Below are 24,329 nucleotides of genomic sequence, written 5' to 3' on the forward strand. Positions count from 1 at the left end.
ACCTTATTGATGATCAGACTTGTGAAACAAACTTTTGGATGCCGAGGCCCAAATGGCCGCCAAGACAAATACAGCCGACAAAATCGGAGTACGCACCGGATAGTCAGATATACTTGCAATTGCGAGAAGAATTATCACTAAAATACCCAGGCGTTTAAATAAAGCAGCGTCGCCCGAGGCGCGCACGCCCCGCCAGACCGCCCCGGCAAGAAAGGCTAATGCCAAGAGCAGTAGCGCAGCGCCAGGGATGCCGGCTGTGAACAAAATTTCCAAAACCTCATTATGCGCGTGATTAGAAAAAGTGGGCCGCAGCAAGTTATCCGGCTCCAAAACCTTATACGCCTCAACATAACTCCCCACGCCCGTCCCCCATGGGAGATAGTGTGACAACATGTCTACGATGCTCTGCCAGACGGGCCAGCGCAAATCTTCCGTCTGATCTTCGAGGCGCATAAATGCGACGTCGCGCGACGCCCAAATCGTAGCGCACACCAGTGCCCCGACACTCGCAAGTGCCACAGAGTAGCGCACCCAAGGCCTAATCGCGACCCGCTTTAGGGGGAGGAGCCCAAATGCAAATACGAGGACGAGTGCGACGCCGGCCACCAGCAGGCCCGTCCGCGACCCGGTGACCAGCACGAGCGGCACAACCACTAGGCACATAGAGGCACCCGCAAACGCCTCGATCTTGCGCGGCAATCCCATCCCGACGCCGGCACTGATCGCGACCGCCGCCATCGGAAAAATGAGTGCCAGAAGCGCAGCCTGATGGTTTCGGTTCACAAACAGGCCCGCGACGTCTTGCGACGCCTGGCGTGAATAGAGGGCAATGTCTGCGTCCGTCGCCTGCAATAGCCCGACGGCGGCACTCGTGAATGAGAGCAGCAGGACGACGCCTAAGGCGCGCCTCTGCCGCAGGCCATCAAACTGGGAGGCCAAGACCAGCACCGCAAATGGAACCGACAGCGACAGTAATGCATTCATCGTCTCGTCCGGCGACATCGACAGGGGTCGAGAAATTTGGCCGAGGCCGACGGCCTTGTCGATGTCCACAATGACCTGCCGCCCAGGCAAGTTACTCCACACGTCGTAGGGAAGCGGTACCAAGTGTGCTGCCGTCAGCAATACGGTTAGACCAAATATCAGCCAGACCGCCCAAAACTGTCGAATATGTTGAAGCCGGAGAGACCAGAGGCCAATCGCCGTCACGACGAAGGCGAGTGGACGCAGGAGGATGAGATGCGGCTCGTCGGACCAGCTACTGCCGCCCGCGAAGAAGACGGCCAGCATGAAGCCCGAAAAAAATATAAAGGGAATGTCTAGGGAGCGCCGCGCCCGCGCGGCTTTTGTATCAGACAACTGCATCGCCTAACGTTAGAACGCCTACCCAGCGGGGACAATCAAAAAGATGATAAAAAAAGGGGCGATAAACGCCCCTTTTTCCTCTCAGCGGTTAGGCTGAAATTACTTGCTGTCGCCGCCAGAGGCGATAACGATACCACCCACAACCGCAGCAGCAGCGAGGACAGCAACGAGCGTACCCGACGCAGCCTTAGTCTTGCCTGGCTTTGCAGCAGCACGAACTGGCTGAACTGCAGCCGACTTAACCGAAAGCGAACCAGCAGCAGTGGCAGCCGAAGCAACCGAAGGGGCCATCAGAGCAACTACGGCAAGCGCAGAAATGATCTTCTTCATAAAAAAACTCCAATTGGGAGATGTGTGCTTTTACCCATCACCTTTCCCCTTTATAGAAGTGATTCGACACGAATGTCAACGGCTTTGGGCATTTTTACTTTCTTATAGCGGTAAATATGCGACCTCTTTGCTCTATTTTAGAGGGGCTTTGAAATCAGCTCAAACCAAACTAACGAGTTTTTTTAACTATGGATTTTTATGCATCGCGGCACAGCCACCATCTAACGAATTGGAAGTAAGAGTTGGACTTTGAAGACGACAAGCATGGATTTTTGCGGATCCTGGACAGCCTGTACGGCCGAATGTTCCGCTGCCCGCGCGGCAAGCACAAGCGCAGCAGCAGCCACATCCGTAAGACTGGCGACCAATATACGTCGCGCTGCCGCAGCTGCCGCAAGCCAATGGTGCGCATCTCCAAGCGCAACTGGGCCCTCGACGACCGACGCGCCTAGGATATGCGACTTTGGGCGCTAGGCATCCTCGTCGCACTCTCGACGCCCGCCGATAGCATAAACGGCTACGCCAAAATTAGTGACAACATGCAGGCCAGCCTGCTGGCACTTCAGAGAGACGACAAGCGTGTGGCAGACATCGCCTGGCGCATCGCCTCACGCAATGCGGACAGCTGCCCCAAGCTTTGGGCGTCAATCGGCGTCAGCCTGCAACATGTCAGCCAATATGAGCCCGCCTATCGCACGGCAGCCCAGGCGGCATTCGGGTTAGACGACACATACCCGTCAATCCTCGCAGTCGCCGAGGGCTCGCCGGCGTTCGCCGCAGGCCTGAAGCCAAACGACACAGTGCGGGCGGTCAAGGGCGTAGACCTTGCCGACAAAAGTCGGGGTCAGAAAAGCGCCGCGAGCTATGACGCGGTGGCGGCCGCCATGGCGGCGCTGGAGGCCCTGCCCGAACGTAGTGCGGCTATACTGTCGGTCGAACGCGAAGGCCAGAGGCTCGAAGTCAGTGTGACGCCCCAAAATGTGTGCCGCTCCCGCGTGGAGCTGGCGCCCGGCAACGCAATCAACGCAAATGCAAATGGCCTCGTCGCACAGATTTCAGGGCGCCTCGTCGACTGGGTCGAAGGTGACGACGAACTCGCACTCGTCATTGCGCACGAGATGGCCCACAATCTCCTTGATCACCCCAAGAGGCTCAGTGAAAAATCTGCACTTTCGGGCCTCGCGACGAGCCTCGGCCTTTCGGGCAAGGCCCAGCGCCAAATGGAGCTGGACGCAGACCGAATGGGGATAATCATGGTGGCAAGCGCCGGCTACAATTACAAAATCGCCCCGGACTTTTGGGCACGGCTAAATTCCAACTCCCCACTCGCCTCATTTTTGGCGACGTCACACCCCACGACGCCAACGCGCCGCGAAAATGCGCGGACCGTTGTGGGCGAGTTAGACGCTAAAAGACCTTAACCGTTAAAAGATGAGTAAAATGTTTAGTCTAGAAAGAGGCGCAGCAATTCTTTAGCGGGCTAAGATAACTTACAAATAAGCCCAAACGGCTTAATCGTAGTTCAACTAAATATTTCCTGGAACCCAACCTTGCCACTTAAAACTCAAAAAATCAGAAAGGCGGTATTTCCGGTTGCCGGGCTTGGCACGCGTTTCCTGCCAGCGACCAAGGCCATACCCAAGGAAATGCTGCCCGTCGTGGATCGTCCGCTCATCCAATATGCAGTAGATGAGGCGCGCGAGGCGGGTATTGAACAGATGATATTCGTCACTGGGCGCGGCAAAAGCGCGATTGAGGATCATTTCGATATCGCGTTTGAGCTGGAACGCACGATGAGCGACCGGGGCAAGGATTTGTCGGTGCTTGAGCCGACACGGCTTGCGCCCGGTAATTGCGCCTATGTTCGCCAGCAAGAGCCGCTAGGTCTGGGCCATGCCATTTGGTGCGCACGCGACATTATTGGCGATGAACCTTTTGCTATATTATTGCCGGATGAATTCATGGTCGGTTCGCCCGGCTGCATGAAGCAGATGGTTGACGCCTATGAGAATGTGGGTGGCAACATCATTTCGGTGCTGGAGGTGCCGCAGGACAAAGTGTCGAGTTATGGCGTGATCGCCCCGGGCGCTTCGCATGGGAACATTACCGAAGTCAAAGGACTGGTTGAAAAGCCCAAGGCAGAAGACGCCCCCTCCAACCTAATCATTTCGGGCCGCTACATCCTCCAACCAGAGGTGATGCGCGTCTTGGAGCATCAGGGGAAAGGATTGGGCGGCGAAATTCAGCTGACCGATGCGATGGCGCAGATGATTGGTCGTCAGGCCTTCCACGCGGTCACATTCGAAGGTGACCGCTATGATTGCGGGGATAAAATTGGCTTCCTTGAGGCGTGCGTGTCGGTTGCACTCGCGCGGGAAGATATGGCAAGTGACGCTCGCGCCGTAATTGAGCGCGCCCTGCATCGGAGTTAGGCAATTGAAAGTTTTTGTGACTGGCGGCGCCGGCTATATCGGCACGCACACAGTGCTGGAGCTCCTACGCGACGGCCACGAAGTTTGCGTGAGCGACAATTATCGTAACAGCTCGCCCGTGGCGCTGGACCGGGTTCGCCGCCTCGCCAATGCCGACTTTAGGCAGTGTGAGATCGACATTCGAGACCAAGACACGCTGGCGCAGGCACTTGCCGACTTTCAGCCCGACGCCGTCATACATTTTGCTGGCCTGAAGGCGGTGGGCGAATCAAGTGAGATCCCAATCGACTATTACGACAATAACGTGGTGGGCTCGCTGCGCCTGCTCGCTGCCATGGATGAGGCGGGATGCACGAGAATTGTGTTCTCGTCGTCTGCCACGGTCTACGGCGAGCCGCAGTATCTTCCCTACGACGAACAGCACCCGCTGGCCCCCACCAACCCCTATGGCCGCACAAAGCTTATGGTCGAGGAGATCATCCGGGACTGGTGCCGCTCAAAACCTCAAAACTCTGCGGCATTGCTGCGGTACTTCAACCCTGTCGGCGCCCACGCCTCGGGCGATATCGGCGAGGATCCGCGCGGGACGCCCAATAACTTAATGCCCTTTGTCGCTCAAGTGGCAGTCGGACGCAGGTCTCACCTCAGCGTGTTTGGGAATGACTATGCGACGGCCGACGGGACTGGCGAGCGCGACTATATTCATGTTGTCGACCTCGCCCGCGCCCACCTCGCGGCAATTCACTACGCGTCGAGGCGTCAGGGCTGTGAGGCATTCAACATCGGCACCGGCTCGGCATATTCCGTCCTGCAAATCGTGGACGCCTTTGAGAGGGCGTCGGGCCGCACAGTCCCCTACCAAGTCTCAGTGCGACGCGCGGGCGACATAGCCACCAGTGTTGCGTGCGTCGATAAGGCGCGCGACACGCTTGGCTGGGCGTCGCGCCACACGCTTGACGACATCTGCCAGTCGAGTTGGAATTGGCAGTCTCGCAACCCCGAGGGCTATGGAGGAGACGCGGCGTAAATTCGACGCAATCCTTGGCTTCGCATCGGGGCAGTTGCGCGCAAACGTCCCCACTTGCGCCATACTGACATCCATGGCAGTAAACATTAATCGCGCAATTAAACAGGAATGAAGCCCATGGCCCTTGCCCATAGCGAAGCTGCGAACCCGCATTGGGTGCCGCGCAAAAAGATTGACGAGCTTGCGCATATTCCTGGCGAAAACGGCCTGCCTATTGTCGGCACGACATTCCGCGTGCTGCGCGATCCGCCGGCTTATGGCGCGCGCATGGTCAAAACCTATGGCAAGGTTTTCCGCACCAACGCCTTTGGCAATCCGACGATTTCCTTGGTTGGCGCCGAGGCGAATGAATTGATGCTGTTCGACCGGGAAAAGCTTTTCTCGTCTGAGCAGGGCTGGGGCCCAGTACTGAACTTGCTCTTCCCCCGCGGCCTGATGCTGATGGATTTTGACCACCACCGCATGGACCGCCGCGCGCTGGGCATCGCGTTTAAGCCAGGGCCAATGCGTGCCTACACCCAAGACATGAACCGCATTTTTGCCGAGCAGTTGAAGGATTGGCGCGGTGACATGCTCTTCTATCCGGCGATCAAGCAACTGACGCTTGATGTCGCGGCGAGCAGTTTCTTAGGCATTCCGCTGGGGCCAGAGGCGGACAAGATTAACAAGGCCTTTGTCGACATGGTGCAGGCCTCGGTCGCGCCAATCCGCGCGCCCATTCCCTTTACCGCGATGGGCAAAGGCGTCGCTGGCCGCAAATATCTCATCGACTATTTCGGCCCGCAAATTGCCGAGCGCCGCCGCAATGAAAACCGGCAGGATATGTTCAGCCAGTTTTGCCGGTCAAAGCGCGAAGACGGCGAATATATGTCGGACGGCGAATTGATCGACCACATGAACTTCCTGATGATGGCGGCACATGACACCATCACTTCGTCGGTTACGTCGATGATCTGGTATCTCGCCAAGCACCCGGAATGGCAGCAAAAACTGCGCGAGGAGTGCCTCGCCATCGCGCCCGCCGGTGCAGACATCGCTTTTGCCGATCTCGATAAGTTCGAGCTTACCGAATATACATTTAAAGAAGCGCTGCGGATGATTTCGCCGGTGCCGTCCATTCCGCGCCGCGCGCTCAAAGACTTCGAATTTATGGGCTATCACATTCCCAAGGGCACATCGGTCAGCATCAGCCCGTCTTATGTCCACATGATGCCCGAATATTGGGAGAACCCCGAAACCTTCGACCCGATGCGCTTTACGCCCGATAAGGTGAAGACGCGGCATAAATATGCGTGGGTGCCTTTTGGGGGCGGCGCGCATATGTGCCTGGGCCTGCATTTCGCCTATATGCAGATGAAGCTGTTCACGCATCACCTGCTAACCTCGGTTCGCGTCGAGATTGCTGACGGCTATGCGCCCGATTGGCAGGCGTGGCCAATCCCGAAGCCAAAGGATGGATTGAAGGTCCGCTTCGTTCCGCTGTAGTCTGCGATACGCCACGCACCGTTCAATTCACGCATTGCAAGCTCTGCCTGATGCCGTAAAGGTCGCCCTGCGCGCATGGCCTATTCAGAACAGACAGATTGGACCACTGAACCGCGGTGGGATTTGGTCCGGCGACGGGGCCTTGGTGTGGTCATCGCGCTCTTGCTCGAAGCGATCATCATTCTCGCGATACTCAGCCTCAGCATGCGGTCTGGTGGGCCAGCGGCGGGGACGCGCGTTCTAAATACATTTTCGCTGGAGGCTGAGGCGGACGCAGCATCATCGGCAGAAAAGAACGAAACCAAGACACCGGTGACCAAAGAGCAGCAACAGACCATCACGCCGCCACTCCCGATGCCATTATTATCGCCGGTAAATCCCGTGAAGGTCCCGCCGCCCAGCCCGGACTATATCAAATTGAGCAAGTCTGAATTTGACGCAATGGACCTGTCCAAATTTCCGGCCAGCGGCGGCAGCGGATCGGGCGAGGGTAAAGGAAACGGACAGGGGACCAAGGGCATGATGGGCCCGGGCCTCGGGCCCGGCGGCGCGCAGCTGTACCCCGTGGCGTGGCTACGCGAACCCTATGACAGCGAACTCGCGCCCTATCTCGCGGCTATCAAGCGGATCCCCCCCGGCGCATCGGCCGACATCGCCTGCCGCATGGCGGAGCGTAACCGCGTCGAAAACTGCCAGATTATCGCTGAAACACCGCGCGGCACCGGCCTCGCCAAAGCGATTCGCCTCGCCGCGTGGCAGTTCCTCGTCAAACCCCCGCGTATCGACAATAAACCGCAACTGGGCGTCTGGGTGCGGATCCATTTCGATTTCGGTGTGCGGGCAATTGACGAAGGGACAGCGCCGTCAGACTAGGCGCTGTCCTCTCGTTTTCTTACTTGCGCGAGGCAATCCAAGCATCGACTTGTTCTTCAAGTATATCCAACGGGACGGGGCCTGACTTCAGCACCGTGTCGTGGAAACCGCGTACGTCGAATTTCTTGCCAAGTGCCCTTTGCGCCTTGTCGCGCAGCTCGCTGATCTTCAGGCTACCGACCATATACGCCGTCGCCTGACCGGGGTAGATGATATAACGCTCGATGGCTTTCACGATACCGCCGGGGGCGTCTGCAGAGTTATCTTCGACATATTTGATCGCCTGCTCGCGCGTCCAGCGCTTGTGGTGCAGGCCGCTGTCGACGACGAGCCGGATGGCGCGGTGCAGTTCCAATTGCAGCCGGCCGAAATCGCGCGCCGGATCGGTGTAGAGCCCCATGTCCTTGGCGAGCTTTTCAGAATAGAGGCCCCAGCCCTCGGAATAAGCCGTCACCCCGCCAAATTGGCGGAAGGCTGGCACGTCTTTCAGCTCCGTCTGGATCGCCAGCTGCAAATGGTGGCCGGGGATACCCTCGTGGTAGAATAATGCTTCGACCTCGGTCAGCGGCATGTCGGCCATCTTATAGAGGTTGGCGTAATAGGTGCCGGGGCGCGAGCCATCGGGCGCAGGGCGCTGGTAAAACGCCTTACCTGCCGATTTCTCCCGGAATGCTTCCACGGGCTTCACAACCAACGGAGCCTTGGGCAGTGTCCCAAACCATTTGGGTAATAATGGTGTGACAGCGTCCTGCGCCTTTTGCGTTTCGGACAAATAGAGCGCACGGCCCTCTTCGGTTTCGGGCGCGTAGAATTTGGGCTCCGTGCGCATATATTTGAAGAAAGCCTGAAGGTCGCCCTTCACGCCCATCTTCTTTTGGACGACGCCCATTTCCTTGTGGATGCGCGCAACCTGCGCGAGACCCAATTCATGGATCTGGTCAGGCGTCATGTTGGTCGTGGTGTAGTTGGCCAGCCGCTCGGCATAATAGCCCGCGCCATCGGGGAAGCGCCAGACGCCGTCGTCGGTGCCGGCGACTTTCTCCTGCACCGTCATTTCAGCAATCAGCGCCTCATAGGCGGGCTTCACAGCTTTGGTGAGCGCCTGCGCCGCGTCTGCAATCAAGATATCCTTTTCGATCTGCGTGATCTTCAGCTTGCCGACCTTCGCCTTGAAATCGGCGAATAATGGCGCGTCAGGACCGCCGTCAAAGGGTGCCCCGGTGATGACGTTGCGCGAATCGGCAATGACATAGGGATAGACCCACTTGGGTGGCATGATGCCCTTTGCGGCGCGCGTTTTGGCTTGGCTTACAGCCTCCGTCATTGCGGGGCCAATGCCGTAGAGCCGGTTCACATAGGCGCGCGCGTCGGACTTGGTATCGATGCGGTGGATGTTGATGAGAAAGGCAGGGATCTGGCTCTGCGCGCCGTTCATCTGATCGAAGACATAGCCATAGTCGTTATATTTATACGCGCCCTCGCTGCGCGCTGCGCGCTTTTCAAACAGGCGGTACGAGAGCTTGTTTTCTAGTGACAGCTTGGCGGGATCAAAGCGCGCGCGCATTTCTTTCAATGCCGAACGTTCGGCTTCATAATTGCGGGCTTCGGCTGCGTCGGAACCGTCGTCCCATTTCCCATAGTCGCTGTCCTTGATGCCGCGATAGGATTTGCCGAGCGGCGATCGCGCAAGCTGCTGCGCATCATGTTCTTCGAAAAACGCCATGATCGCGGCGTTCTGGTCAACCTCGGCGGAGGCAACAGGTGCCGCGGCTGCAGTCTGCGCAATCGCCGGTGTGGCCATATAGACCAGCGCCACAGCAACGGCAGAGAGGGCGGTTTGGGTTATGCGCATCGAAACTCTCCTGATATTATTTATGGCAACGTCATATCAGGCAGATGCGGCAGGGGAAGCGGCGATTTTACAGCTTGTCGAACGGGCAGTGGTTTTGGTCGAAGCGATCTACCGGTTGCCTAACCGCTATTGCGCAACGCGGTCGCGATGGCGTTGATCGTCAGCTGAATGCCCTCGCCAATCCGTTCGTCGGCTTCACCCGCGCGGTGGCGTTTCATCAGTTCGATTTGGAGCAGGTTCAGCGGCTCAATATAGGGCAGGCGCAGGCGGATTGAATTGTTCAGTGCCGGGTTGGCTTCCAACAAGTGGTTCTGCCCGGTAGCATCCAGCAGGCTGTCGCGTGACGCGTGCCAGCCACCCTTGATGCGGCCAAACAGATCCTGCGCGAGCGCCTGATCCTCGACCAAGCCAGCATAATGCGCTGCGATGCCCATGTCGGACTTGGCCAAGACCATTTCCATATTGGCGAGGATGGTCTGGAAGTATGACCACTCACCGGCCATTGCACGCAACAGACCTTTGTCCGCAAAATCGGCCAATGCCTGCCCTGTGCCGTACCAGCCGGGCAGCATGACGCGCGCCTGCGCCCAGGAGAACACCCACGGGATGGCGCGTAAATCTTCAATCGCATCGGATGCCGTGCGGCTTGAGGGCCGCGATCCGATTTTGAGCGTCGCGATTTCGTTAATGGGCGTCATTTGGCGGAAAAATGTGCGGAAGCCTTCGGTGTCGTACACCAAGCCGCGATAATGGCGGAAGGCGCTGGCCGAGAGTTCAGCCATCGCTGCCTTGAAACGCGCGACATCCGCGCCCGCAATCGGGTCGCTCGACAGCGTGGCGAGCATCGCGGCGGACGCCATGGTTTCCAAACTGGTGACGGCATTGTCGACCGTGCCATATTTGGCGGCGATGACTTCGCCCTGTTCGGTAATGCGGATGCGGCCCTGCACGGTACCCTGCGGCTGCGCGAGGATTGCCCCAAAGGCTGAACCGCCGCCCCTGCCCACCGCGCCGCCGCGCCCATGGAACAGCTGCATCGCGACGCCCGCGTCGGCGAACACGTCCGCCAATGCGCTCGATGCCTCATATAGTTCCCACGTGGATGTCAGGTAACCGCCGTCTTTGTTCGAATCGGAATAGCCAATCATCACTTCCTGATGCCCGCGCGCCTTGGCCAGCGCCTGCATCATGGGAATTTGGAAAAAGGCGCGCATGGTTTCGGGCGCAGCCTGAAGGTCGGCGATGGTTTCAAACAAGGGCACGGACATGATGGTCGCGCTTGGTTTTCCATCGCCGTCGATGCGGTACAGCCCCGCCTGCTTCAGCATCACATAGACTTCGAGCATGTCGGACACGCTGGTCGTCTTGCTGATATTATAGGTCGTGATGGCCGCGTCACCGAAATCGGCCTGGGCCTTCGCGGCTGCACGTACGATCGCGAGTTCCTTCGCCGTCTCCGCGCTATAGTGCGTCCACTCGCCGGCCAGCGGGCGATTATGCGTTAATTCAGAAACGAGCAGTGCGACCCGCGCACTTTCATCCAGCGCAAGATAATCCGGCGTCACGCGGGCAACGCGAAACAGCTCGGCGACGACGCGTTCATGCACATCGCTATTCTGCCGCAAATCAAGCGTCGCCAGATGGAAGCCAAATATCTCCACCGAGCGGATGAGCCGCGCCAGTGCGCCCCCGCTCGACAGCGCGCCATCGCCGTCGCTGGCGAGGCCCGACGCGACAGTGACAAGGTCCCTGCGCAGTTCGTCAGGGCCGTCATAGGGCTGCCCTGAAAGGCTCGAGGGGCGCGGCGGTTGATCGCCAACCAATTTGACATGTGTCGCCGCCAGACGCGCGTATATGCCCGACAGCGCCCGCCTATAGGGCTCATCCGCGCGGCTTGGGGCAGTGTCGCCACTTTTCTCAGCCAATGCCAGCACCGGCTCGGGCGTGTCGCTCATCAGTGATGAGATCGAAATTTCCGCGCCCAGTTTATGGATCAGCTCAAGATAATGCCGAATGGCCGTACCGCCATTGCGCGCCGTGGCGTAACGCAGGGTGTCCGCATCGACGAAGGGATTGCCATCACGGTCGCCACCAATCCAGGTACCAAGGCGCACAAAACCCGGCGGACGACCGCCGAGCGCCTTTTCCCAGCCAGCGTAAAGCTTTGGCAGCGCGGTTAGAAAGACATCCTGCATCGTCGCACGGGCATTTTCGATCTCGTCGGCCACAAACAGCTTTTCGCGGCGCAGGGGCCGCGTTTGCCACAGAAGCGCAATCTGACGGTAGATGGCCGCGTCTAGGTCATCGCCATCTTCAGTCATCGTCTGCCCCTGATCACGCAACTCCATCAGCTTTGCGATCCGGTTTTTGTGGTCAATGATGCTCTTGCGCCGCACTTCGGTGGGATGTGCGGTCAGCACGGGCACGATCAGGCTGTGGCCAAGCATCTCGCGGATGTCGGTTAGGGCGACGCCTTCCGCCATAAGCCGCGCGCAAGCTTCGGCAACCGTCGCGCCGTCCTCATGCGCAAGGCCTTGCCGATCCTCCGCCAGATTGGCCAGAAGCGAAAACAGCATGAACCCGCGGACGAAGTTCAGGGTGTCATCAAGGCTTAGCGCCCCAAGGCCGCTGTCGCTCGCCTCGGCACCTTCAACTTTGCGAAAACGATCAACGCTCGTCGAGCGTATATATTCGGTCTGCCGGAATAATTTTTCTCCGCCATAGGCGCGAATGACGTCCCCCAGCATCTTGCCGAGGAACCGGATATCCGGATTTTGCGAAATGGTGTGTGTGTGCTGACCGTCCATTGCCCAAGTTGTGCACATGGGCCGCGCATAGGCAAGCAAATGCGCCTACGCTGGGCAGGGAATAGCTATTCCCCGATCAGGCGGGAAAGTCGGCGGATTTCATCATTTTGCGCGGCGACATCATCTAGCACCGGTTTTTGCGCATCGGTCAGCAGCGCGACCAGCCCCGAATCACCCGCATTGGCATCCGCAATCAAACCATCGAACGCGCGAACTGCCGCGACCGAATCATCACGTATTTTATCGAGCCGCGACAATACAACATGCGCATTGACCCAGCCTTCGCTGCCGGGGGCGCTTCCCGCCGCACGTGCGGCCACGGCGCGGACAGCGTCAAGGCGTCCGAGATAGGCGGCGTGCGCGATCTTGTGCCGCGCAAGCAACGCATCGACCTGCGCCTTGAGCTCCACGGGCAGGGAAACCGGCGCTGCTGGCGGTGTCACGGCCGCGTCTATGGCACCAACATTCTCGTACGAGCGCCGCTCAAGCGAGGGAAACTGCCCCTCTATACTGCCGCATGATGCGAGCAGAATGAGGGGGGTCAGACGAAGCATTGGCTTGATAATCGACATGTGCGGTGTCTAAACCTGCGGCTACGCCCATGCAAGGGCCGCGCAATCACGCTTACTTGCGGGCAAAAGGCGTTGACAGGATGAAATCCTTGGACTAGCTGCGCCCCTTCTTGCGTGACCTCCCAAGATTCGTCTTTTGGAGTAACGCGTTTGAGCAACCGCGCTTCAAAAGGGCGCTAAGCTGTAGAAACGGATGAGTTATAACCATGTTCGCAATCGTGCGCACAGGCGGCAAGCAGTATCGCGTAGCCGCCGGAGACAAAATCGCAGTTGAAAAACTGTCTGGTGAAGCGGGTGACAAGATCTCGCTTGGTGACGTTCTGTTGGCCGGTGACGGCGACACAGTGCAGGACGTAAACGGCCTGACCGTTTCTGCCGAAATCATTGCGCAAGAGCGCGGCGAAAAGGTGATCGTTTTCAAAAAGCGTCGTCGCCACAATTATCGTCGTAAGCAGGGCCATCGTCAGTCTTTGACACTGCTGCGCATCCTCGCCGTCGGCAAGGAAGAGAAGAAGGCCGCTGCGCCGAAGGCCGAAAAGGCTGAAGCCGCGCCAAAGAAAGCCGCTGCGCCTAAAAAGGCTGCAGCTTCAAAGGAAGCTTGAGCGGCAACGCTCTGACTTAGGAGTTTAGACCATGGCACATAAAAAAGCAGGTGGTTCGTCACGCAACGGTCGCGATTCAGCAGGCCGCCGCCTTGGCGTTAAGAAATTCGGTGGCGAAAGCGTCATCGGTGGCAACATTATCATCCGTCAGCGCGGCACCAAGGTATATCCTGGCGCAGGCGTTGGCCTTGGCAAAGACCACACCCTGTTCGCGCTCGTCGCGGGCCGTGTGCGTTTCCACGCCGGCAAACTTGGCCGCAAATATGTGTCGGTCGACATGGCAGCCGCGGCGGCCGAATAAACAGGACAATCGATACCGGGTTGTCCAGACGGATGACCCGGAAATCACAGCAGGTGGTTTCCACCTTTGAACAGGGAGACGGGTCATCCGATCTCCCTTTCTTTTTGTCTCATTCTCCCTGTTCTCAGCCTCCTGCGGAGGAACTGTAACATGGCTGTCGCTTTGTCATGCAAGGGGCGGCACAGAACCGGAGAGAAATGATGTTCGCGAGAACCGAAAGATTGTTATTGCGGCCCAGCTGGCCCGAAGATGCGGGCGATCTTCATCAGGCCATCGCCGATGAGGGCATTGTCCGCAATCTCGCGCGCGCGCCGTGGCCTTACACGGCGGAGGATGCTGTGCGTTCCGCAACGCAAGAGCATGACGCGCAATTCCCTCTCTTTTTGATGATGCTGCGTACCAATGGCGCGCCGCGCCTAATCGGCGCGTGTGGCATTGGTAACTTAAATAATGACGCCGAACTGGGCTACTGGATCGGCAGGCCATATTGGGGATTGGGCTTCGCCACCGAAGCCAGCCGTGCCGTCGTTGAGATAGCCAAAACCATCGGCCACAGGAAATTGGTCGCGAGCCACTTCACGGACAACCCCGCGTCGGGCAATGTCTTGCGCAAGCTTGGCTTTCAAAGCACCGGCAAGACCGCGGTACGCCACAGCAATGGCCGTGGCATTGCCACAACATGCGCGCTGTACGAACGGTCGCTCGATGCGACGACCAGTGACGACGCGGATATGCGATGCACGCGCCCACTCGGTATGCGCGAATATATGGATAGCCTGCAGGCGGCGTGAGCGGAATTTAGACTTAGTCTCGATAACCGACAAGGTTCGCCTTCGCGTATCACAGAAGTTCTAACTTCGGCCGTTTTAGTTGTTGTGCTTTGGTTTGGGGAAGCTTGTGCCCGCATAGCCGGGCTATAATAATAGCTCGCACATAAGTGGATCATCATTCCATATCGCGCGTGCAATTGACCGAATAGAAATGGGTTTTGTATTTGACCGATCGCATAACTTCGGCGACATCGTGGCGATGTGTAGATTCACTGAAGAAAGATAGCGTGTGACCATAACTCCTGTGATTTTATCGGGTGGCGGTGGAACACGGCTGTGGCCAATGTCCACACCGCAAATGCCTAAACAATTTCTGGCATTGACGGGTTCGCGCACAATGTTCCAACTGACCGTCTTGCGCGTGATGGACAGGCAGCATTTTGCGGCTCCCCTGATCGTAGCTAATGCCGCGCATGCTGAGATCGTTAGCGAGCAGCTGGCTGAAATCGGCGTTACCGACGCCATCATTTTACTTGAACCGTGCGCGCGAAACACTGCCCCCGCAATTGCGTTGGCGGCTCTCGCAGGAGATGCACCCGACAACGTCATGCTGGTGATGCCCAGCGACCATGTCATTAAGGACGAGGCTGCGTTTCACGCGGCGACGGACGCCCTTTTACCCAAAGTACAAGACGGATGGATGGCGACGTACGGTATCAATCCTACGGGTCCGGAGACAGGATATGGCTATATCCAAATGGGACCCCAGATTGAAGGTGGCGTCCATGAAGTGAAACGCTTTGTCGAAAAGCCGGACGCCGCCAGCGCCGCGGCTATGATCGACAGCGGCGACCATGTTTGGAATGGCGGCATATTTCTGTTTCGTGCCGACACCTATTTGGGTGCCATCGCAGAATATGCGCCGGAGATGGGTTCGGCCGCGCGCCTCGCGATGTCCAAAGCCGAGCGAAGCGGTAATCAATTACGCCCCGACCATGAAAGCTTTGCCGCCTGTCCGGCGGACAGCATCGATTATGCGATTATGGAAAAGGCGCCCAAGGTCGCGGTCGCGCCAGTGGGTATGGGCTGGTCGGACGTCGGTAGCTGGGATGCATTGTATGAAATCGGCAACAAAGATGCAGACGGAAATGTATCATCGGGTGCCGTCCGCATGGACGCCAGCCGTGGGAACCTCGTCCACGCCAACGGCATTCGCGTTTCGGTGCACGGCGTCGACGATTTGCTCGTCATCGCAAATGGCAGTGAGATAATGATCCTGCCACGCGGGACGAGCCAGAAAGTTCGGGATTTCGCAAAGGACTGACGGCATTAGCCTGCTCTGCTTCGCACAGTCGTCGTGCCTTAATGGCTGCCTGGAACCCTGCGCGCTCGGCGCTGATGGTTGCGAGGTGTGCGGAGGGTTGTGCGCGGAGGCGAAATATATGGGACGCCTAAAATTATAGTTCATGCAGGAAGTTAACGCGCTGGAAGGCATCGCCCGCCCGTTGCCCGAAAATGCACCCGCGATGGCGCCGCCAACGCATTCAATGCTATTGGACAAGCATCACAATTGGCCTAACGTCCTTAATCAAACTGACACACAGGCATCTATGACCACGCACGCTTCAAAAATTGTACAACTGAATGATCCCGGCATGCCGCGCCGGTTAAGCCCCGAGGCCAGCCGCTCGGCGGCGCTTGAGGCCGCGCGCGACCTGTTGCTTGAATCTGGTCCGCAGGCCGTTACGCTTAAGGCAGTCGCGGGACGCATTGGCCGCACGCACGCCAATTTGCTGCATCATTTCGGCTCAGCCTCTGGGCTGCAGCGCGAACTTGCTGCCTATATGGGTGACAAAATCTGCAGCAAAATCGGCGCAGCGGTGGTGCAAATGCGTGGCGGAGCGGTGACACCGCACGAGCTGGCTGACTTGATTTTTGACCAGTTCGATCGCGAGGGTGCGGGCGCGCTTGCGTCGTGGATGCTGCTGTCGGGCAATGAAGATGCGCTCGACCCGATTATCGAGGCGATCCATAGACTGGTCGATGAAATCGGCGAGGATGGACAGGACGACACCTCGCTGCATGAACTCACGCTTGAGATGGTGCTGATGGCGTTGGGCGACGCATTGTTGGGCGGGCCAATGTCGGCCTCGCTTGGCCTACCGCGCGAGACGGGGCGGCAAATTGCCGGCCGCAAATTGGCGGCTTCTTTCGACGAGTGGCAGTCCCAGATTAAAAGCTAATCCGCCGCTACGGCGCGACGCGGTAATATTCGCGGTACCACGCGGCAAATTTTTCCAGACCCTCGGCCAGCATCACCTTGGGCTTATAGCCCGTCAATGCGTGCAGCTTTGACACGTCGGCATAGGTCGCCGTGACATCGCCCGGCTGCATGGGGCGCATCACTTTAACGGCCTCATGCCCAATGGCTTTCTCAAGTGTTTCGATCATTTCCATCAGGCCAACCGGATGGCTGTCGCCAATGTTGAGCACGCGGTGTTCGCCGCGCGCAGGCGGATTATCGAGCGCGCCAATGATCCCGTCGACAATGTCATCAATATAGGTGAAATCGCGTGCCATCTTCCCGTCGCCATAGACTTCAATAGCCTCACCTTTGAGGATTTTCTGCGTGAAGCTGAAATAGGCCATGTCGGGGCGCCCCCACGGGCCGTAGACCGTAAAGAACCGCAGGCCCGTTTGCGGGAAGCCGTATAATTTGGCGTAGGACTGGCTCATCAACTCACACGCGCGTTTGGTCGCGGCATATAGTGACACGGGATCGTTGGCGGGCTCATCTTCCTTGAAGCCCTCTCCGCCCATCGGCTTGTCGCCGTAGACTGAACTTGAAGAGGCATAGACCAGATGCTCGAAACCCTCCGCATGGCGGCACGCTTCCATTACCGAGAGGTGGCCCGCAAGATTTGAACGTTCATAGGCGAAGGGGTTTTCAATACTGTACCGCACGCCCGCCTGCGCCGCCAAATGGACCACGCGCACGATATTGTTGTCGCGCACAAGCGCGGCCATTTGTGCGGCGTCGGCAATGTCGATACGTTCAAATGCGAAGCTGTTGATGCCGGCAAAGGTCGCGAGGCGCGCCTCTTTCAGTGCGGGGTCGTAATAGTCATTGACGATGTCGACGCCAATGACATGCTCACCACGCGCCAGCAATCGATGCGCCACGGCGTGGCCAATGAAACCGGCTGCGCCTGTTACGAGTATCGGTGCCGGCATTTCACAAAACGTCCTTATGCATCAAAGCAAATGAGCGGGCGTGGAAAGCACCTGGCTTGTCGCCCCATGCCGAACGCCTTAACACCGAACGGTGCTGACGCAACATTGGTGATGTCAATGTGGTCGCTTAGAAAAAATTACCTTGAAGAATGGTTCTTGTCGGCAACGCAAGTCAGGCGGCGCGGCGCTGATCCGTTGCCTGCAGCCATGCACGCGCCTGGCGCTGTGCCTCTGCGATTTCGCGCGCGGTCATCTCGTCGGAGATATCAGCACGGCACATTGTTGCCTCTTCGCTGCCATTCAGGGCCGCGAGATTGAACCATTTGTGCGCCTCAATCAGGTCGACTTCGACACCGCCGCTTCCGCTAGAATAGGCCATGCCCAAGTCAAGTAATGCGTCCGCGTCGCCGCGTGCAGCATCGGCCAAGCGGCTTCCCATCAGGAAATTCGCGCTTTTGAAACTGTTCGCCATGATTACTGCCCCCAGTTCTATTGTGTGGGGCCAATCTCACCGAACATGGATAACAAATGGTTAACGCAAAACGTGAAAACTGCATTCGGACTGGCGGATAAAGCGTGCGCGCTACATCGCCAGATTATCAATAAGGCGGGTCTTGCCGATCTTTGCGGCCGCGAGCAGCCTCGCGTCGCGGCCGTCAAAGGCGTGCAGTTCCTCAAGCGTCACCGCGTCGGCGAGCGCGAAATAGTCCACCGCATCAAAGCCACCCGCCAATATTTTTGCGGTCGCGGCGGCAAGCGTGTCGGCGACAGCTTTGCCGCCGCGAATATCGCGCGCGACGTCTTCCAATGCCCTTGGCAAGGCCAATGCCGCCGCCCTTTGTTCGGGCGTCAGATATGCGTTGCGCGACGATAGTGCGAGGCCGTCTGCGTCACGCACGATCGGGACGCCCAATATCTCCAGATTGAAATCGAGATCGCGCGCCATTTGGCGGATGACCGCGAGTTGCTGAAAATCCTTCTCGCCAAACAGTGCGACATCGGGCTGAACCTGATTGAACAATTTCGCGACAACGAGCGCGACACCGTCAAAATGCCCCGGGCGGGCGCCGCCGCAATATCCGCGGCTTGGGCCATCGACATGCAATTTGGTCGCAAAACCCTGCGGATAGACTGTCGCGGCGGTGGGTGCCCATAAGATGTCGACACCTGCGGCACGCAAAAGTTCTGTATCACGTTCAAAGGTGCGTGGATAGGCGTCGAGATCTTCATTCGGGCCGAATTGGGTCGGGTTTACAAATATAGACACCACCACCGCGTCGGCATGGCGCCGTGCATTATCGACCAATGCCATATGCCCGTCATGTAATGCCCCCATGGTCGGGACGAGCGCAATGCGTGCGCCCTCTTCTCGCAAGAGGGACACATTGTGCCGTAATGAAGCAAGTTGATTGATGGTTTGCACGTGTCGGCGGCCTTGTTTAATGGCTTTAAGTGAACCCGCCTATGCGGGACGGCGTGGCGACATTTCAAGGCAAATGTCGGGCGCAAGATATTTAGGACAAATCTGGGGGAATATGGCCAAGGCACATCACATTGTTTTCGCTAATGAAAAGGGCGGAACGGGTAAGTCGACGACGGCGGTGCATGTCGCCATTGCCCTGGCAGCGCGCGGCGCGCGGGTGGCATGTATTGACCTTGATTCACGCCAGCGGACATTGTTTCGTTACCTCGAAAACCGGCGCGACACGATTGCGCGGCGTCGCATCAGCCTGCCCATGCCCGTGTTTGAAGTGTTTGAGCATGATTCGCAGGCGACACTTGACCGGCAAGTCGAACGACTGGGTGCCGAAAATGATTTCCTGATCTTTGACACGCCCGGCCGCGATGACAAATATGCCCGCCTCGTCGCCACACGCGCAAATACGCTCGTGACCCCGATCAACGACAGCTTTGTAGACTTTGACCTCATCGGCCAAGTCGATGCCGAAAACTTCAAAGTGCGCAAATTGAGCTTCTATGCCGAGCTCATCTGGGAGGCGCGCAAGGAGCGGGCCAAGACCGACGGTGTCACGATCGACTGGATCGTCGTGCGCAACCGGCTGCACAATATGGAGGCGCGCAACCAGCAGCGCATGACCAATGCCATTGCCGAATTGTCGAAGCGTGTGGGTTTCCGGTCCGTGCCGGGCTTGAACGAACGCGTCATTTATCGTGAGCTTTTCCCGTCGGGACTGACGCTGATCGACAAGGGCCATTTGGGGCAGTTGGCGACTGCGCATATTGCGGCACGTCAGGAATTGCGCGAACTTGTGACAGGCCTCGCGCTTCCCGATCTGCAGGGTGCCACGCTCGTTTAATGGCCTTTCTTGGGCTCCTGATTATCGCCGCGCTGGCGTGGGCGGTGTGGACGAAAAAGCTGCAGTCGCAGCAGCTTCCGCCGATATTGCTGGGGATTGGCGGTGCCTTTTTGGCCGCACGCGGCAGCCTACTGCCTGGGCTCGGCGCCATCGCGATTGCTGCGGCGTGGTATCGCGGGATGACGTGGCGGCGGCTGGGCAAAGGCGGGAAAGACAATGACGCGGCAGCGCTTGATGCGGCCCGTGTTCTGCTTGGTGTTTCCCGTTTTGATCCTGCCGAACGCATTCGCGAGCGGCATCGCGCCTTGATTGCGCAAAACCATCCGGACGCAGGCGGCAGCGATGCACAGGCCGCCGCGTTGAACAAAGCCCGCGATCTTTTGTTAGATGACTTGAACAAGAAAAGACTGTAAATAATAAACTATACTGTAATTATAAGATTATCTCCCAAAATAGGCACTCCATGACACATAATTTCCACCCGACCTCGCTGCGTGAATATGACATTCGCGGGATTATTGGTGAAACGCTTGGCGCGGATGATGCCTATGCCATTGGTCGTGGCTTCGGCACCTGCCTGGTCCGCGCCGGCGGTAAAAAGGCCGCGGTGGGTTATGACGGCCGCGTCAGCTCGCCTATGCTTGAAGAAGCGCTGGTCAAGGGATTGAACGACAGCGGTGTGGACGTTGTGCGTATCGGCATGGGGCCAACGCCCATGCTATATTATGCCGAAGCCGTTCTGGACGACGTAGACGGCGGCATTGAAATAACCGGCAGCCATAATCCAGCCAATTATAATGGCTTCAAAATGGTCCTCATGGGGAAACCGTTTTTCGGTGCGGATATCCAAAAGCTGGGCAGCATGGCGGCGGCAGGGGATTGGACCGACGGTGAGGGTACTTCCGAGCATCTGGATATCCTTGACCAATATGTCGCCCGCGTTGCCGAGGCGGCGCCGCAAAAGGCATTTCGCATCGGTTGGGACGCAGGCAACGGGGCGGCGGGACCGGCAATCGAAAAGCTGGTCAAGATGTTACCCGGTGAGCACCATCTTTTGTTTGTGGATGTGGATGGCCAGTTTCCCAATCATCATCCCGACCCCACCGACCCTGTAAATCTGGTCGATTTGCAAAAGCTTGTCGCGGAAAAGCGGCTCGATTTCGGAGTGGCTTTTGACGGCGATGGCGACCGCATTGGTGCGATTGACGGCGAGGGGCGCGTTATCTGGGGCGACCAATTGCTTCAGATCTACGCCGAAGACGTGCTGGGCGATGTCCCGGGCGCTACGATTATCGCCGATGTGAAGGCATCACAGGCACTATTTGACCGCGTGGAGCAACTTGGCGGGCAGCCGCTGATGTGGAAAACCGGCCACAGCCTGATTAAGTCCAAAATGAAGGAAACCGGATCGCCTTTGGCGGGTGAGATGTCTGGTCACATCTTCTTCAAGCATGAATATTATGGCTTTGATGACGCGATTTACGCGGCGGTGCGTTTAATGGCGGCGTCGGCCAAGCTCGGCAAAAGCGTCACTGAACTGCGCGGCGATATGCCCGTGATGATCAACACCCCCGAAATGCGTTTTCAAGTCGATGAGACCCGCAAGTTCGCGGTGATCGACGAAGTTCTCGCGCGGCTTTCGGCAGACGGCGCCGACGTTAACAACACCGACGGCGCGCGCGTGAACACGCCCGATGGCTGGTGGTTGCTGCGTGCATCAAACACGCAGGACGTGTTGGTCGCGCGCGCCGAAGCATCAAGCGAGAAAGGCCTCGAACGGCTGATGGCGCAGATTGATGCGCAATTGGCGGCATCGGGACTGGAACGCGGGGAAACTGTCGGGCATTAAGCCCCTTGTGACTTTGCCCGCGACTTTACCCTCCATCATCCTTGACTGGTTCGCTGCGCGCGAATGGACGCCGCGGCGGCATCAGTTGGAGATGCTGGAGGCCGCGCGTGAGGGGCGGCATGCGCTGCTCGTGGCCGCGACGGGCGCCGGCAAGACGCTGGCGGGATTTTTACCCAGCCTGAGCGACCTGATTACCGATCCCGCCGACGGGCTACACACGCTCTACATCTCTCCGCTCAAGGCGCTTGCGGTCGATGTCCGGCGCAATCTTTTGATGCCCATCGAGGAGATGGGCCTGCCCATCCGCGTCGAGGCGCGCACGGGCGATACGCCACCGGACCGCAAGGCGCGGCAACGGGTAAAGCCGCCGCATATATTGCTAACTACGCCCGAATCATTGTCGCTGCTGCTCAGCCACGAAGACAGCGTGCATATGTTTTCCACGCTCAAGCGGGTCATCATCGATGAAGTGCATGCCTTCGCCAATGGCAAGCGCGGCGACTTGCTCAGCCTGTCGCTTGCCCGTCTGCAAACACTCGCACCCGATCTGCAGCGCGTTGCCCTCTCCGCCACCGTTGCCGACCCCGATGATTATCGCGCGTGGCTCGCGCCTTATGGTGACATTGACCAAGTGCGTTTGGTCGAAGGCGCGGCAGCGGCAGAGCCAGACCTAAACATCCTCCTTCCCGAAGGCCGCGTGCCATGGGCGGGGCACAGCGGGCATCATGCGATACCGCAGTTGATCGACGAAATTGGCCGCAACAAAATCACGCTGATATTCTGCAACACGCGCTTCCTCGCCGAGTTCATCTTCCAGAAATTATGGGACGCGAATGAGCCCAAATATGCCATCGGCATTCACCATGGCTCGCTGTCGATTGAGGCACGGCGCAAGGTCGAAGGCGCAATGGCCGACGGCAAGCTGCGCGCGTTGGTATGTACGGCCTCACTCGATCTGGGTGTCGACTGGGGCGATGTCGATTGCGTCATTCAAATGGGCGCGCCCAAGGGATCGTCACGGCTGCTGCAACGGATTGGCCGGTCGAACCACCGGATGGACGAGCCATCCAAGGCCATCCTCGTCCCCGGCAACCGCTTTGAATATCTGGAGGCACAGGCCGCCTATGACGCGGTGGCCGAAGGTGTGCGCGATGGGGAAACCTTCCGCCCCGGGAGCTATGACGTCTTGGCGCAACATGTCATGGGCATTGCCTGCGCGGGTCCGTTTGACGAGGAACGGTTGCTGGCGGAGGTGCAATCTGCCCTGCCCTATTCCGCGATGGATGCCGCGACCTTTGCCCGCGTCATCGCCTTTGTCGCGACGGGCGGCTATGCGTTGCGCGCCTATGACCGGTTCAAGAAACTGGTCAAAGATCCCGACGGCAGGTGGCGGCTGTCGCACCCGCAATTTGCCGCGCAGCACCGGTTTAATGCCGGCATCATTGTCGATGCGCCGATGCTCGAAATCCGTTTCCGCAATGGCCGCAAGTTGGGCAAGGTGGAAGAATCCTTCGCCTCGACGCTCAGCCCCGGTAACACGTTTACCTTTGCCGGCATGGCGCTTGAGGTGGAATCCATCAAGGACCTCGACCTCATTGTCCGCGCCGCGACGAAGCCTGCAACCAACATCCCAAGCTATATGGGTGCGCGCCTGCCGCTCACCACGCATCTGGCGGACAGGGTGCGGCAGATGTTGACCGATCGCGCAGGCTGGGCGCGCTTTCCCGACGAAGTGCGCGAGTGGTTGGAGATGCAGGCCTATCGCAGCCAGATGCCCAAGCCCGGCCAGCTTCTCGTCGAGACATTCCCGCACGACAAACGTCATTATATGGTGACCTATCCGTTTGAAGGTTGGAACGCGCACCAGTCGCTCGGCATGCTGATCACCCGCCGCATGGAAAGCCGTGGCCTGATGCCCATGGGCTTTGTCGCGAGCGATTATGCCTTGGGAGTCTGGAGCCTGAAGCCCATCACGGACCCACGGCCGCTTTTCTCCTCCGACATTTTGGCGGATGAATTCACCGAGTGGGTGGAATCAAGCTATTTATTGAAGCGCGCCTTTCGCGAGGTCGCGGTGATCAGTGGCCTTGTCGAACGGCAGCATCCCGGCAAGCGCAAAACGGGCAAGCAGGTGACCTTTTCCACTGACCTCATCTACGATGTGCTGCGCAAATATGAACCCGACCACCTGTTGCTTGAGGCGGCGTGGGCCGATGCGCGCACGCGGTTGACCGACGTCGGACGGCTCGGTGATTTGTTGGACCGCGCCGCCGATACGATGCTGCATGTCGACCTTGAACGCGTCAGCCCGCTCGCCGTGCCGTTGCTGGTGATGATTGGCCGCGAGAGTGTGGCGCAGGGGTCGGTTGATGACGCTTTGTTGATGGAGGCCGAAAGCCTCGCCGACATTGCGATGACGCCGTAAAAAGAAACCGTAGCCCTGAGCTGCGTCGAAGGGTGACCAGCAGACAGGCGCCCTTCGACAAAAGGCGGATTCGGTTCGACGGGCCAT

Annotated in this window: 23 protein-coding genes; 15 read left to right on the forward strand and 8 right to left on the reverse strand. The window is 58.4% G+C overall.

All coding sequences use genetic code 11. The features are described from left to right. Positions 1–3: 3 nt before the first annotated feature. Positions 4–1,359 (reverse strand): O-antigen ligase family protein, encoded by a 1,356-nt coding sequence (locus tag GGR91_RS11200; RefSeq protein WP_183942310.1) that lies wholly within the window; start codon positions 1,357–1,359, stop codon positions 4–6. 105 nt (positions 1,360–1,464) lie between these two features. Further along, on the reverse strand, positions 1,465–1,695 hold the full coding sequence (locus tag GGR91_RS11205; protein ID WP_183942311.1) for a hypothetical protein: 231 nt from the start codon (positions 1,693–1,695) through the stop codon (positions 1,465–1,467). 242 nt (positions 1,696–1,937) lie between these two features. Here GGR91_RS11205 and GGR91_RS11210 point away from each other — a divergent pair, with 242 nt between their 5' ends. The 6 genes from GGR91_RS11210 to GGR91_RS11235 all read left to right on the forward strand — a co-directional run bounded on the left by GGR91_RS11210 (position 1,938) and on the right by GGR91_RS11235 (position 7,512). Further along, positions 1,938–2,147: a hypothetical protein gene (locus tag GGR91_RS11210; RefSeq protein ID WP_183942312.1), complete on the forward strand. Its 210-nt coding sequence runs from the start codon at positions 1,938–1,940 to the stop codon at positions 2,145–2,147. Between the two features lie 3 nt (positions 2,148–2,150). Then, on the forward strand, positions 2,151–3,116 hold the full coding sequence (locus GGR91_RS11215; RefSeq protein WP_183942313.1) for a M48 family metallopeptidase: 966 nt from the start codon (positions 2,151–2,153) through the stop codon (positions 3,114–3,116). A 129-nt stretch (positions 3,117–3,245) separates the two neighbouring features. Continuing rightward, a complete protein-coding gene (gene galU, locus GGR91_RS11220) occupies positions 3,246–4,127 on the forward strand; it encodes a UTP--glucose-1-phosphate uridylyltransferase GalU (protein WP_183942314.1) in 882 nt (293 codons plus the stop codon). Between the two features lie 4 nt (positions 4,128–4,131). Continuing rightward, positions 4,132–5,154: a UDP-glucose 4-epimerase GalE gene (galE, locus tag GGR91_RS11225; protein ID WP_183942315.1), complete on the forward strand. Its 1,023-nt coding sequence runs from the start codon at positions 4,132–4,134 to the stop codon at positions 5,152–5,154. Between the two features lie 117 nt (positions 5,155–5,271). Continuing rightward, complete coding sequence (locus GGR91_RS11230) at positions 5,272–6,639, forward strand: cytochrome P450 (protein ID WP_183942316.1); 1,368 nt, start codon at positions 5,272–5,274, stop codon at positions 6,637–6,639. 75 nt (positions 6,640–6,714) lie between these two features. After that, complete coding sequence (locus GGR91_RS11235) at positions 6,715–7,512, forward strand: hypothetical protein (protein WP_183942317.1); 798 nt, start codon at positions 6,715–6,717, stop codon at positions 7,510–7,512. Between the two features lie 19 nt (positions 7,513–7,531). Here GGR91_RS11235 and GGR91_RS11240 read toward each other — a convergent pair whose 3' ends face one another. The 3 genes from GGR91_RS11240 to GGR91_RS11250 all read right to left on the reverse strand — a co-directional run bounded on the left by GGR91_RS11240 (position 7,532) and on the right by GGR91_RS11250 (position 12,743). After that, positions 7,532–9,364, reverse strand: a complete 1,833-nt coding sequence (locus GGR91_RS11240) for a DUF885 domain-containing protein (protein ID WP_183942318.1) — start codon at positions 9,362–9,364, stop codon at positions 7,532–7,534. Between the two features lie 119 nt (positions 9,365–9,483). Beyond that, positions 9,484–12,189 carry a phosphoenolpyruvate carboxylase gene (gene ppc, locus GGR91_RS11245; protein WP_246337194.1) on the reverse strand — a complete coding sequence of 902 codons (2,706 nt, stop codon included), beginning with the start codon at positions 12,187–12,189 and terminating at the stop codon, positions 9,484–9,486. Between the two features lie 47 nt (positions 12,190–12,236). Then, positions 12,237–12,743 carry a hypothetical protein gene (locus GGR91_RS11250; protein WP_183942319.1) on the reverse strand — a complete coding sequence of 169 codons (507 nt, stop codon included), beginning with the start codon at positions 12,741–12,743 and terminating at the stop codon, positions 12,237–12,239. Between the two features lie 206 nt (positions 12,744–12,949). On the opposite strand from GGR91_RS11250, the gene rplU reads away from it, so the two are divergent. The 5 genes from rplU to GGR91_RS11275 all read left to right on the forward strand — a co-directional run bounded on the left by rplU (position 12,950) and on the right by GGR91_RS11275 (position 16,659). Next, a complete protein-coding gene (rplU, locus tag GGR91_RS11255; protein ID WP_183942320.1) occupies positions 12,950–13,345 on the forward strand; it encodes a 50S ribosomal protein L21 in 396 nt (131 codons plus the stop codon). 31 nt (positions 13,346–13,376) lie between these two features. Then, a complete protein-coding gene (rpmA, locus tag GGR91_RS11260) occupies positions 13,377–13,646 on the forward strand; it encodes a 50S ribosomal protein L27 (RefSeq protein WP_183942321.1) in 270 nt (89 codons plus the stop codon). A 197-nt stretch (positions 13,647–13,843) separates the two neighbouring features. Continuing rightward, positions 13,844–14,437 (forward strand): GNAT family N-acetyltransferase, encoded by a 594-nt coding sequence (locus tag GGR91_RS11265; RefSeq protein ID WP_246337195.1) that lies wholly within the window; start codon positions 13,844–13,846, stop codon positions 14,435–14,437. Between the two features lie 268 nt (positions 14,438–14,705). Further along, on the forward strand, positions 14,706–15,740 hold the full coding sequence (locus GGR91_RS11270; RefSeq protein ID WP_183942322.1) for a mannose-1-phosphate guanylyltransferase/mannose-6-phosphate isomerase: 1,035 nt from the start codon (positions 14,706–14,708) through the stop codon (positions 15,738–15,740). A 286-nt stretch (positions 15,741–16,026) separates the two neighbouring features. After that, a complete protein-coding gene (locus GGR91_RS11275) occupies positions 16,027–16,659 on the forward strand; it encodes a TetR/AcrR family transcriptional regulator (protein ID WP_246337196.1) in 633 nt (210 codons plus the stop codon). Positions 16,660–16,666: 7 nt separating this feature from the next. On the opposite strand, the gene GGR91_RS11280 is transcribed toward GGR91_RS11275, so the two are convergent. The 3 genes from GGR91_RS11280 to panC form a co-directional block, all read right to left on the reverse strand. Continuing rightward, positions 16,667–17,650, reverse strand: coding sequence for an SDR family NAD(P)-dependent oxidoreductase (locus tag GGR91_RS11280; RefSeq protein ID WP_183942323.1), 984 nt, complete (start codon positions 17,648–17,650; stop codon positions 16,667–16,669). 172 nt (positions 17,651–17,822) lie between these two features. Then, positions 17,823–18,122 (reverse strand): SEL1-like repeat protein, encoded by a 300-nt coding sequence (locus GGR91_RS11285; protein WP_183942324.1) that lies wholly within the window; start codon positions 18,120–18,122, stop codon positions 17,823–17,825. 111 nt (positions 18,123–18,233) lie between these two features. After that, on the reverse strand, positions 18,234–19,073 hold the full coding sequence (gene panC, locus GGR91_RS11290) for a pantoate--beta-alanine ligase (protein ID WP_183942325.1): 840 nt from the start codon (positions 19,071–19,073) through the stop codon (positions 18,234–18,236). A gap of 112 nt (positions 19,074–19,185) precedes the next feature. On the opposite strand from panC, the gene GGR91_RS11295 reads away from it, so the two are divergent. Genes GGR91_RS11295 through GGR91_RS11310 form a run of 4 tightly spaced genes read left to right on the forward strand, consistent with a single transcriptional unit; the run spans position 19,186 to position 24,242 of the window. Then, a complete protein-coding gene (locus GGR91_RS11295) occupies positions 19,186–19,968 on the forward strand; it encodes a division plane positioning ATPase MipZ (protein WP_183942326.1) in 783 nt (260 codons plus the stop codon). After that, complete coding sequence (locus GGR91_RS11300) at positions 19,968–20,381, forward strand: J domain-containing protein (RefSeq protein ID WP_183942327.1); 414 nt, start codon at positions 19,968–19,970, stop codon at positions 20,379–20,381. Before GGR91_RS11295 ends, GGR91_RS11300 begins: the two co-directional genes overlap by 1 nt. Positions 20,382–20,431: 50 nt before the next feature. Beyond that, a complete protein-coding gene (pgmG, locus tag GGR91_RS11305; protein ID WP_183942328.1) occupies positions 20,432–21,817 on the forward strand; it encodes a phosphoglucomutase/phosphomannomutase PgmG in 1,386 nt (461 codons plus the stop codon). Next, on the forward strand, positions 21,765–24,242 hold the full coding sequence (locus GGR91_RS11310) for a ligase-associated DNA damage response DEXH box helicase (protein ID WP_183942329.1): 2,478 nt from the start codon (positions 21,765–21,767) through the stop codon (positions 24,240–24,242). Before pgmG ends, GGR91_RS11310 begins: the two co-directional genes overlap by 53 nt. Positions 24,243–24,329: the final 87 nt, after the last annotated feature.

Origin of the sequence: Sphingorhabdus rigui (genome assembly GCF_014196595.1) — a bacterium.
In the GTDB taxonomy this organism is placed as follows: domain Bacteria; phylum Pseudomonadota; class Alphaproteobacteria; order Sphingomonadales; family Sphingomonadaceae; genus Sphingorhabdus_B; species Sphingorhabdus_B rigui.